The sequence below is a fragment of the Streptomyces sp. NPDC028308 genome (assembly GCF_055565855.1).
Map to the genome: position 1 here is coordinate 449,975 of NZ_JBVHTO010000009.1, position 10,469 is coordinate 460,443.

A 10,469-nucleotide genomic window follows, 5' to 3' on the forward strand; every position below is an offset into this window, starting at 1 on the left:
TCCGGACTGTCCGGAGGGGCCGCTGCTCTTCGGAAGGAAAGCCATGGCCATGGACGCCATCTCCGTCATCCGCACCAAGCGGGACCGCGGCGAGTTCAGCGACGAGCAGATCGACTGGGTCATCGACGCGTACACCCGCGGCGAGGTCGCCGACTACCAGATGGCCGCCCTCAACATGGCGATCCTGCTCAACGGCATGAACCGCCGCGAGATCGCCCGCTGGACCGCCGCGATGATCGCCTCGGGCGAGCGCATGGACTTCTCCTCGCTGTCCCGCCCGACCGCCGACAAGCACTCCACCGGCGGCGTCGGCGACAAGATCACGCTGCCGCTCGCGCCCCTCGTGGCGGCCTGCGGCGCGGCCGTCCCGCAGCTGTCGGGACGCGGCCTCGGCCACACCGGCGGCACCCTGGACAAGCTGGAGTCGATCCCCGGCTGGCGGGCGCTGCTCTCCAACGAGGAGATGCTCTCCGTCCTGGACGAGGTCGGCTCGGTCATCTGCGCCGCCGGCGACGGCCTCGCGCCCGCCGACAAGAAGCTGTACGCCCTGCGCGACGTCACCGGCACCGTCGAGGCCATCCCGCTGATCGCCTCCTCGATCATGTCCAAGAAGATCGCCGAGGGCACCGGCTCGCTCGTCCTGGACGTGAAGGTCGGCACCGGCGCCTTCATGAAGACCATCGAGGACGCCCGCGAACTCGCCTCCACCATGGTGGGCCTCGGCACCGACCACGGCGTGAAGACGGTCGCGCTGCTCACCGACATGTCGACCCCGCTCGGCCTGACCGCGGGCAACGCCCTGGAGGTCCGCGAGTCCGTCGAGGTGCTGGCCGGCGGCGGCCCCGCGGACGTCGTCGAGCTGACCCTCGCACTGGCCCGCGAGATGCTCGACGCCGCGGGCGTCAAGGACGCCGACCCGGCGAAGGCGCTCGCCGACGGCTCCGCCATGGACGCCTGGCGCCGCATGATCGCCGCGCAGGGCGGTGACCCGGACGCGCCGCTGCCGACCTCGCGCGAGCAGCACGTCGTCAAGGCTCCCTCCTCCGGTGTCCTGACCCGCCTGGACGCCTACGACATCGGCGTCGGCGCCTGGCGCCTGGGCGCCGGACGCGCGCGCAAGGAGGACCCGGTGCAGGCCGCCGCCGGCATCGAGCTGCACGCCAAGCCGGGCGACACCGTCACGGCCGGCCAGCCGCTGCTCACCCTGCACACCGACACCCCCGAGCGCTTCGCGTACGCGCTCGAAGCGGTCGAGGGCTCGTACGACATCGCCGCGGCGGGCACGGACTTCACGCCGGCCCCGATCGTGCTGGAGCGCATCGCCTGACCCCGTACGTCCCGGAAAGGGGGCCGGTGCCTCGGCGCCGGCCCCTTTCCGGCTGTCCGGGCGGGGGTCAGCCCAGCAGCGCGGCGATCACCACCAGCACCGGCACGGACACGATCGTCGACAGCAGGATCGACTCCCGCGCGAGCACCTCGCCGGTCCCGTAGCGGGAAGCGTAGGTGAAGAGGTTCTGCGCGGCGGGCAGCGCCGAGGTGACGACCACGTCGAGCAGCGGCGCGCCCTTGAGCCCGAACACCCCGGCGGCCAGCGCCCAGGCGGTCAGGGGCTGCCCCGCCGACTTCAGGGCGACCGAGAGCAGCACCGGGTGACGGTCCGGGCCGCGGCCGGGCAGGGTGCTGCCGCACAGCGAGATGCCGAACGCCAGCAGCACCGCGGGCACCGACATGTTCCCGATCAGGGTGATCGGATCCAGGACCGGCCCGGGCACCCGAAGGCCGCTCGCCGACACGGCGACCCCGGCGAGCGAGCCGACCGCCACGGGGTTGCGCAGCGGTGTGAGCAGGCGCTGCCACAGCGGGGCCTTGCCGTCCCGGCCGGCCAGGTCCAGCACGGTCAGCGCGACCGGGGTCACCCCGATCAGCTGGAACAGCAGCACCGGCGCCACCAGCGAGGCGTCGCCGAGGACGTACACCGCGATCGGGATGCCGAGGTTGCCGGAGTTGACGTAGCTGGAGCACAGCGCGCCGATGGTCGTACGCCCGACGCCCCAGCGGCGTACGGCACCCACCGTGATGAAGACGCCCGCCGCCACCGCCGTGCTCATCGCGGTGACCAGGAGCCGGCTGGAGAAGACCACCGACAGGTCGGCCCCGGCGAGCGTCGTGAACAGCAGCGCGGGCGAGGCCACGTGGAAGGCGAGCTTGGTCAGGACCTCGCGTCCGTTCGCCCCCAGATAGCCGCGGCGGCCGATGACGTAGCCGACCGCGATGACGGCGGCGATGACGCCGAAACCCGTCAGTACCCCCCGCACAGCACCCCCACCGGGACGAAGAGGCCGTCGCGCGGGGCGGAGGGAGCTGATCTATGGGGCATACAACCAACCCTCCGGGGAAGGCCGGTCCCAGGTCAATGTGATCCCTGTCGTGGGCACGGCACGGCACGGCGCCGCCCCCGATGAGTTCCGCGCCTCACTCCGGTCTACTGAAGGTGGACGCCACGACACCCGCCGTACTCGCGCTGCCGGGCCCCGTCACCCGTGACGCGGTGCCCCGGCTCTGCGCACGTGTACGCGCACAGCTGGAGGAGACCGGGGCCGGGGTCGTGATCTGCGACGTAGCGGGGCTCGGACCGCCCGGTCTGGCGGCCGTCGACGCGCTGGCCAGACTGGAACTCACCGCCCGCCGCGCCGGCGGGCGGATACGTCTGCGGAACGCGGACCCCGCGCTGCGGGCCCTACTCGGTCTGGTCGGCCTCCGCTTCGAGGCGGAGGGGGAGCCCGAAGAGCGGGAACCAGCGGGCGGTGTCCAGGAAGCAGTGGAACCCGGTGATCCGCCCCTTTGAGATCTCCAGCGCCTGCACCGCCCACGGCACGAAGCCGTCCGACTCCGGGTCCGGCTTGTAGTGCGCGAAGCCCGGCAGGCCGTTGACCCCGACCGGCACCAGGCGCGAGCCCGCGCAGGCGGCGCCCAGCGTCGTCATGAAGCCGGTGATGTCGTCCGGGCCGCGCAGCCACAGGTCGAACGGCGGCATCGTCATGATCGCGTCTTCGTGCAGCAGGGCCGTCAGCGCCGTCATGTCGTACCCCTCGAACGCGGCGACGTAGCGCTCCAGGAGCTTCTGCTGCTCCTCGTCCAGGGGGTCGGAGACGGCGGCCTCGGCGCCCTCGCCCGCGCTCTCGGCAAGCGTCGCGCGGGCCCGCTGGAGCGCGCTGTTGACCGAGGCGACCGTGGTGCCGAGCAACTCCGCGACCTCGCTCGCCTTCCACGCCAGGACCTCGCGCAGGATCAGCACGGCCCGCTGCTTGGGCGGCAGTTGCTGGAGCGCGGCCATGAAGGCGAGGCGCACCGACTCCTTCGCCACCGCCGCCTCCGCCGGGTCGCCGACCGCCGGGAGCACGCGCGTGTCGGGCATGGGCTCAAGCCACGTGTGGTCCGGGCGGGGGTTCAGGGCCGCGCGGTCCAGCGGCGAGGGGCCTGTCAGATCCATGGGGCGAGCCCTTCGGTTCCCCGCGCTCAGCATGTCCAGGCAGACGTTCGTGGCGATCCGGTAGAGCCATGAGCGCATCGAGGAGCGGCCCTCGAACTTGTCGTAGCTGCGCCAGGCGCGGACCATCGTGTCCTGCACCGCGTCCTCGGCCTCGAAGGAGGAGCCGAGCATGCGGTAGCAGTACCCGGTCAGCTCGGTCCTGTGCTTCTCCAGCCGGACGTCCAGGTCCGCCGTCGCCGTACCGTCACTCATCGCCAACCCACCCCTGTGGCTCTGTCCGTCGCACCTTCGCGCCAGCACTTCGGAAGCTACCGCAGCCCACTGACAATGGCCCCCGGAAGGGCGAAGTCCCAGGTGGGAGGGGGTGTGAAGAACGCCGTTCCCGCGCCCCCGCCGTCCCGGGCAAAGGCAGGGCCTGGCGGGCGCGCTCCTCGGAGCCCGGAAACAGGCCGGGCGGCGCACTCCTCGGGTCCCGCGAGCCGCGATCCGGGGACCTGGACTCAGCGGGCCAGGGCGGGCCCGCGGCGGGACGAGACCCGCGCCGCGTGTGAGCCGAACACCGTCACCGACACGACGCCGAGCACCGCCAGCAGCCCCAGGCCCACCGTCCCGGCCCAGCCGCCCGCGTGGAAGGCGACCGCGCCGAGCGTGCTGCCCGCGCTGGAACCCACGTAGTAGGCGGACTGGTACAGCGCCGACGCCTGGGCCCGGCCGCGCGTGGCCGTGTGGCTCACCGCGGAGGACGCCACCGCGTGGCCCGCGAAGAAGCCCGCGGTGATCAGGACCAGGCCGAGCAGGACCAGCGGCAGGGACCCGGCCAGGGACAGCAGCAGCCCGGCCGCCGTCGTGCCGCCCGCCAGGTACAGCGAGCCGCGCCGGCCCAGCCGGGCGACCAGCCCGCCCGCCGTCGAGGCGGACACCGTACCGACCAGGTAGACCAGGAAGACCGAGCCGACGACGCCCTGAGGCAGCGAGAACGGCGCCTCGGTGAGGCGGTAGCCGATCACCGTGTAGACCGCGCCGAACACCGTCATGAACAGCGCGCCGATCGCGTACAGCCGGCACAGCAGCGGGTTCGCCAGGTGGTCGCGGACCGTGCGCGCCAGGACGCGGGGCCGCAGCGACCCCGGGGTGAAGTGCCGCGGCGCCGGGAGCAGCAGCCGGAAGGCGACCGCGCAGGCCACCGCGAGCACGCCGATCACCCCGACGGCGACCCGCCAGCCCCACTCCTGCGCGACCCAGCCGGTGATGACCCGGCCGCTCATCCCGCCGACGCTGTTGCCCGCCACGAACAGGCCGATCGCCGTGATCAGCGCCTTCGGCCGGACCTCCTCGGCCAGATACGCCGTCGCCGACGCGGGCAGCCCCGCCAGCGCCGCGCCCTGCACCGCCCGCAGCGCGACCAGGGCGCCGAGCGAGGGGGCGAAGGGGACCAGCAGGCCGACGGACACGGCGATCGCCAGCGACGCCGTCATCATCGTCCGCCGCCCGAACCGCTCCGACAGCGCGCTCATCGGCAGCACGAACAGCGCCAGCGCGCCGGTCGCCGCCGACACCGTCCAGCTCGCCTCGCTCGCGCTGACGCCGAAGTCGCCGGATACGAGGGGCAGGAGCGCCTGCGTCGAGTAGAGGAGCGCGAACGTCGCGACACCGGCGAGGAAGAGGGCGAGGCTCATCCGGCGGTAGCCGGGGCCGCCGGGGGCCATGCGCGCGTCGGGCGCATCGAGCGCGTGAGGCGCGTGCGGGGCGGGTGCGTCGGGAGCGGGGACGGACGGTACGGCGTCCACGGTGGTGGACGCCCCGGTACTGGCGGAAGGCATGCCTCGAACGTAGGCAGCCGTGATTCATCCGTCCAATGCACGGAAACCCCATAATCGTTCCCATGGCGCATCAGCAGAGGTCAGAGGCTCACCTGTCACCGTCCAGTGACACAGAAGACATCGTGGCGGTGCTCGCCCCACGGCTCGCGTACTTCGCCGGGGTCGCCCGCACCGAGCACGTCACGCGCGCCGCGCAGGAGATGCAGGTCCCGCAGTCCACCCTGTCCCGGGCGATGGTGCGCCTGGAACAGGACCTCGGGGTCGAGCTGTTCGCCCGCCGCGGCCGGACGGTCGCGCTCACTCCGGCCGGCCGTACGTTCCTCGGGTCCGTCGAGCGGGCGCTCGCGGAGATCGAGCGCGCCGCCGAGGAGGTGCGGGCCGACGCCGACCCCGCCACCGGCAAGGTCGCCTTCGGGTTCCTGCACACCATGGGCTCGGAGACGGTGCCCGCGCTCATCCGCGCCTTCCGCGCCGACCATCCGCGCGTCCGCTTCAGTCTCGTCCAGAACTACGGCGAGGCGATGATCGAACGGCTGCGCTCGGGCGAGCTGGACCTGTGCCTGACCTCGCCGGTGCCGGACGCGCCCGACCTGGTGGGCCGCCGGCTCGACGAGCAGAAGCTGCGGCTCGTGGTGCCGGCCGACCATCCGCTGGCCGCGCGGCGGCGCGTCCGGCTCGCCGAGGCGGCCGACGAGACCTTCGTGACCCTCGAACCCGGCTACGGGCTGCGCCGGATCACCGACGACCTCTGCCAACAGGCGGGATTCCGGCCGCGGATCGCCTTCGAGGGCGAGGAGGCGGAGACGCTGCGCGGGCTCGTCGCCGCGGGGCTCGGCGTCGCCCTGCTGCCGCCACCGGCCGTGCCCCGTCCGGGAGTTGCCGAACTGACCGTCACCGCCCCGCGCGCGGCCCGCGAGATCGGCGTCGCCTGGCTCGACGGCCACCCGGACACCCCACCGGTGGCGGCCTTCAAGAAGTTCCTGCTCTCCAGGCGGGGACGGCTGTTGCCGGACTGAGGGGGCAGGGTGGGGTTGTGGTGAGGGCCGGGGCTGCGGTGGGTGGGCGCGGGTCGGTTTGTGGGGAGTCGGGTCGGGGGACGGGCGGGTCGGCTGGTGGGGCGTCGGGTCGGGGGACGGGCGGGTCGGCTCGCGGGGCGTCGGGTCAGAGGGGATGAGCGGTTCGGCTCGTGGGCCGTCGGGTCGGGAGACAGGTGGCCGGCGCACCGGCGAGGGTGCGGTGCGGGGCCGGGCGGGCGGCGCGGGGCGTCGGTCGGGGGAGCGGGGCGCGTCGGGGCTGCGGTGCAGGTCGTCGGGTCGGTGGGCGGGTAGTGCGGGCGCCTTCGAGGTGCGGGCAGGGGCTAGCGGCGTAGGGAGCGGCCGAAGCCGGCTGCCAGCGGCATCCGCAGGCCCAGCGGGGGCGGCGCGGCGAACGCGTCCTGCACCGGCCGCGAGAAGCCCCGCGCGAACAGCGCCCCCATCACGAAGTCCTCGGCCAGCGCGTGCACTTCGGCCCGGTGCTGGTGCAGGTGATGCCCGTCCGAGTGGACCTCGAAGCGGCAGATGTCGCGGTTCGCCTTCTTCGCGCGCGCCGCGAGCCGGAACGACAACTCCGGGTCCGTGCGCTGGTCGTTCGTGCCGTGCACGATCAGCACCCGCCGGCCCGCCAGGTGCTTCACCGGTTCGGGCGGCGCCGCCACGTCCTCCTCGGGCAGCCAGGGGGCGAGCGCCAGCACCGAGTTGACGGCCGAGTGCCCGGCCGCCCGCAGCGCCGCCCGGGCCCCCATGTCCACTCCGGCGAGGCACACGGGCACGTCCCCGTAGCGCCGTACCACCTCGTCGGCGGCCCACGACGCGTCGTGGGCCAGGTGCGCCTCCGCGCCGTTCCACCCGCGGTAGCGGTAGTGCACCACGTGGGTCGCCAGACCCTCGGTGCGGCCCGCCTGCGTGAGGCGGCGCCCCAGCGCTCGTACCGAAGCCGCCGCCACCAGGGGTGACGGTCTGCGGTCGGAGGTCTCGTCGCCGCCCGGGAGCAGCAGCACCACTCCGCTCACCGCCGTCGGCTCGGGCCCGAGCGCCCTTCCCAGCCGGGCCCTGCGAACCGGCGTCGCTTGCTGTGCCATGACAGAACAGTGTCAGAAGCATTGGTGTACGCCATCCGTCCTGGGGGTCACCTTTGGGTATCGGCGGATCGGCGTGCCGAGAGATCTACGCGCGTAGGCGTTAGAGTGCGGAAATGACGAGCCAGCACCCGAACACCCCGAGCTCGGAGCAGATCCGCCGGGCGCCCAAGGTCCTGCTGCACGACCACCTCGACGGGGGCCTGCGCCCCGGCACGATCGTCGACCTGGCCCGCGCGAACGGCTACGACGGTCTCCCCGAGTCCGATCCCGACAAGCTCGGCGTCTGGTTCCGCGAGGCGGCCGACTCCGGCTCCCTGGAGCGGTACCTGGAGACCTTCGCCCACACCTGCGCCGTCATGCAGACCCGCGAGGCGCTCGTCCGTGTCGCCGCCGAGTGCGCCGAGGACCTCGCCGAGGACGGCGTCGTCTACGCCGAGGTCCGGTACGCGCCCGAGCAGCACCTGGAGGGCGGGCTCACCCTCGAAGAGGTCGTCGAGGCCGTCAACGAGGGCTTCCGCGAAGGCGAGAAGCGGGCCCGGGAGAACGGGCACCGGATCCGGGTCGGTGCCCTCCTGACCGCCATGCGGCACGCGGCCCGCGCGCTGGAGATCGCCGAACTCGCCAACCGCTACCGCGATCTGGGCGTCGTCGGCTTCGACATCGCCGGTGCCGAGGCCGGGTTCCCGCCCACCCGGCACCTCGACGCCTTCGAGTACCTCAAGCGCGAGAACAACCACTTCACCATCCACGCCGGCGAGGCCTTCGGGCTGCCCTCGATCTGGCAGGCCCTCCAGTGGTGCGGTGCCGACCGGCTCGGGCACGGTGTGCGGATCATCGACGACATCGAGGTCCGCGAGGACGGCTCCGTGCAGTTGGGGCGCCTCGCCTCGTACGTGCGCGACAAGCGCATCCCGCTGGAGCTGTGCCCCAGCTCCAACCTGCAGACCGGCGCCGCGGACTCGTACGCCGCCCACCCCATCGGGCTGCTGCGGCGGCTGCACTTCCGCGCGACCGTCAACACGGACAACCGGCTGATGTCCGGGACCAGCATGAGCCGGGAATTCGAGCACCTTGTCGAAGCGTTCGGTTATTCACTCGACGACATGCAGTGGTTCTCAGTCAATGCTATGAAGTCAGCATTCATTCCTTTCGATGAACGACTGGCCATGATCAGTGACGTGATCAAGCCCGGTTATGCCGAGCTGAAGTCCGAATGGCTGTTCCAGCAAAACTTCTCCACCAGCGGTTCTGTGGGAGAATAAGGGTTTTCCGAAAATCGGGAAAGCGGCCGGGAGGGGTTGACCCGGCCGCTTTTCGATGTTTGCGGGCCGAGCGTTCGCGTGTTTACGGTCGTGGACCGCTCACATCCCCGTCACGCATTCAAGGACGCATTCAACATGAAGCAGTCTGCTGCCAAGACCCTCGGTGTCGCCGCCCTCGGTGCCGCCTTCGCCGCCGCGGGCACCGGTGCCGCGAACGCGGCGCCGGCCATGCCGGACGCCTCCTCGGCGCTCGACACCGTCACCGCGGCGCTCCCGACCGAGAACCTCGGCAACTCGCTGCCCGGCGGGAACGGCACGCTCGAGACCGGCAAGGACGCGCTGGGCGAGGGCCTCCGCGCCGCCCAGCCCGCCGTCGGGCAGCTGCTCGCCGAGGGGCCGACCGGGCCGGTGGCCGGGCTGCTGGGCGGGCTGCCGATCCAGGGGCTGCCGACGCACGGGCTGCCCGTGAACGGGGTGCCGCTGGGCTGACGCCCGGTCTTTCCGTCTTTCCGTAGGCTCGGTCGGCTCTGGTGCCGATCGGTCCTCGCGCGGACGTCGTTGGGGCGCGCCCGGGTTCGGGTGCGCCCCAACTGGGTTGTGGCTGAGTGGTGTTGTGTCTCGCGCCTTCCGGGCGGCCCGTGGTCGGGCGTCCTGCCGGCGGTCGTCCTCACTACCAGGCCGTGCGGGCCTTGTCCTCCGACGGGAACAGGAACCACAGCGCTATGTAGAGCACGAACTGCGGGCCCGGCAGCAGGCACGACACCAGGAAGATCACCCGCATCGTCGTCGCGGAGGTACCGAAGCGCCGCGCCAGCGCTGCGCACACTCCGCCGATCATGCGACCTTGGGTGGGGCGGGCAATGGCGGTCATCATGGCTCCTTCGTGAACCGTGCCGAGGCTTCCCTGGCGGCTGCCTCATCCCTGTCAAAGCTACGGTCACGAAGCGGGCGAAGCGTCGCTCTACGGTGCGATGCCGACCCTGGGAATCGTCGGGGTCAGACCCTGAGTCGTCTCCTCCGGGCGGACGGTCGAGCGGCGCCGTGTCTCGGCCCTGCGGCGGAGACGGGCGCGGGCGGCGGGTACGACGGCCATGTGGGCCAGGGCCACGCCGGCCGTGTTCAGCAGCAGGGAGTCGATGTCGACGACCTGGCCCGGTACGCCGGTCTGGAACAGCTCGATGCCGAGGGAGATCAGGGCGCCCGCGGTCATCGTGCGGAGCAGGGAGGCCAGAGGGGAGACGGTGAGTCTGCCGCCGGCCAGGGGGAGCAGGACGCCTAGCGGGGCCAGCAGGGCGAGGCCCTCGCCTATGCGGCGGGCCGCTTCCTGTGGGGTGAGGGCCAGGTCGGCCCGGATGCCGGCGAAGGGCCGCAGGTTGGCGGCGCTCACCCAGGGGACGTCCAGGGGGCGCAGCGTGATCCAGGCGACGAGCGCGAGGTGGGCGACGAGGAGGACACCTCCTGTCGCACGGACGCGGGTCACGGCGCTGCCGCCGTTCGAGCCTTGACGCTGCACGTCCCCCTAGACGCGGGGGTTGGTGGGATCGGTTCCGGGTGGGGCGGGGGTCACACCGTCTGGAGCCCCTGCGGTGTCCGGTTCGGTGGGCGTCGGGCGCTGTCCGGCGGTGGGTGGGTCGGGGCCGTGCCGGTACATCCGGCCGTCGGTAGTTGTTGTGGGCGTCCGTTACCAGCGTTCCTCGGTCGGGTACGTCCCCGTCTCGACGGCCATTTGATGTACCGGCACGGCCCCTTCGGTCGCATGGCGGCTTGCGGTTCGTAGG

11 protein-coding genes are annotated in these 10,469 nt (G+C 72.7%); 5 read left to right on the top strand and 6 right to left on the bottom strand.

Annotated features, from left to right (window positions below; all coding sequences use genetic code 11):
• Positions 1 to 43 precede the first annotated feature (43 nt).
• On the top strand, positions 44 to 1,327 hold the full coding sequence (locus tag ACZ4VA_RS23040; RefSeq protein ID WP_355785068.1) for a thymidine phosphorylase: 1,284 nt from the start codon (positions 44 to 46) through the stop codon (positions 1,325 to 1,327).
• A 67-nt stretch (positions 1,328 to 1,394) separates the two neighbouring features.
• Here ACZ4VA_RS23040 and ACZ4VA_RS23045 read toward each other — a convergent pair whose 3' ends face one another.
• The gene (locus ACZ4VA_RS23045; protein ID WP_468082441.1) at positions 1,395 to 2,315 is read right to left on the bottom strand and encodes an AEC family transporter; all 921 of its coding nucleotides are present in this window, start codon (positions 2,313 to 2,315) and stop codon (positions 1,395 to 1,397) included.
• A gap of 143 nt (positions 2,316 to 2,458) precedes the next feature.
• On the opposite strand from ACZ4VA_RS23045, the gene ACZ4VA_RS23050 reads away from it, so the two are divergent.
• Positions 2,459 to 2,845, top strand: a complete 387-nt coding sequence (locus ACZ4VA_RS23050) for an STAS domain-containing protein (RefSeq protein WP_356172117.1) — start codon at positions 2,459 to 2,461, stop codon at positions 2,843 to 2,845.
• Here the strand turns inward: ACZ4VA_RS23050 and ACZ4VA_RS23055 are convergent.
• Together ACZ4VA_RS23055 and ACZ4VA_RS23060 are read right to left on the bottom strand one after the other, a co-directional pair.
• Complete coding sequence (locus ACZ4VA_RS23055) at positions 2,738 to 3,742, bottom strand: sigma-70 family RNA polymerase sigma factor (protein ID WP_355785077.1); 1,005 nt, start codon at positions 3,740 to 3,742, stop codon at positions 2,738 to 2,740. The genes ACZ4VA_RS23050 and ACZ4VA_RS23055 overlap by 108 nt on opposite strands.
• A 248-nt stretch (positions 3,743 to 3,990) precedes the next feature.
• Positions 3,991 to 5,310 carry an MFS transporter gene (locus ACZ4VA_RS23060; protein WP_356172120.1) on the bottom strand — a complete coding sequence of 440 codons (1,320 nt, stop codon included), beginning with the start codon at positions 5,308 to 5,310 and terminating at the stop codon, positions 3,991 to 3,993.
• A gap of 62 nt (positions 5,311 to 5,372) precedes the next feature.
• Between ACZ4VA_RS23060 and ACZ4VA_RS23065 the strand changes: the two genes are divergently transcribed.
• Entirely contained in the window at positions 5,373 to 6,326 is a 954-nt protein-coding gene (locus tag ACZ4VA_RS23065; RefSeq protein WP_355785082.1) for a LysR family transcriptional regulator, read from the top strand.
• 341 nt (positions 6,327 to 6,667) lie between these two features.
• On the opposite strand, the gene ACZ4VA_RS23070 is transcribed toward ACZ4VA_RS23065, so the two are convergent.
• Positions 6,668 to 7,429: a prolyl oligopeptidase family serine peptidase gene (locus ACZ4VA_RS23070; protein WP_356172124.1), complete on the bottom strand. Its 762-nt coding sequence runs from the start codon at positions 7,427 to 7,429 to the stop codon at positions 6,668 to 6,670.
• Between the two features lie 113 nt (positions 7,430 to 7,542).
• Between ACZ4VA_RS23070 and ACZ4VA_RS23075 the strand changes: the two genes are divergently transcribed.
• Together ACZ4VA_RS23075 and ACZ4VA_RS23080 are read left to right on the top strand one after the other, a co-directional pair.
• Positions 7,543 to 8,691 carry an adenosine deaminase gene (locus ACZ4VA_RS23075; RefSeq protein ID WP_356172127.1) on the top strand — a complete coding sequence of 383 codons (1,149 nt, stop codon included), beginning with the start codon at positions 7,543 to 7,545 and terminating at the stop codon, positions 8,689 to 8,691.
• Positions 8,692 to 8,826: 135 nt separating this feature from the next.
• The gene (locus ACZ4VA_RS23080) at positions 8,827 to 9,180 is read left to right on the top strand and encodes an ATP-binding protein (RefSeq protein ID WP_356172129.1); all 354 of its coding nucleotides are present in this window, start codon (positions 8,827 to 8,829) and stop codon (positions 9,178 to 9,180) included.
• Positions 9,181 to 9,361: 181 nt separating this feature from the next.
• On the opposite strand, the gene ACZ4VA_RS23085 is transcribed toward ACZ4VA_RS23080, so the two are convergent.
• On the bottom strand, positions 9,362 to 9,562 hold the full coding sequence (locus ACZ4VA_RS23085; RefSeq protein WP_356172131.1) for a PspC domain-containing protein: 201 nt from the start codon (positions 9,560 to 9,562) through the stop codon (positions 9,362 to 9,364).
• 90 nt (positions 9,563 to 9,652) lie between these two features.
• The gene (locus ACZ4VA_RS23090) at positions 9,653 to 10,204 is read right to left on the bottom strand and encodes a VanZ family protein (RefSeq protein WP_356172133.1); all 552 of its coding nucleotides are present in this window, start codon (positions 10,202 to 10,204) and stop codon (positions 9,653 to 9,655) included.
• Positions 10,205 to 10,469 lie beyond the last annotated feature (265 nt).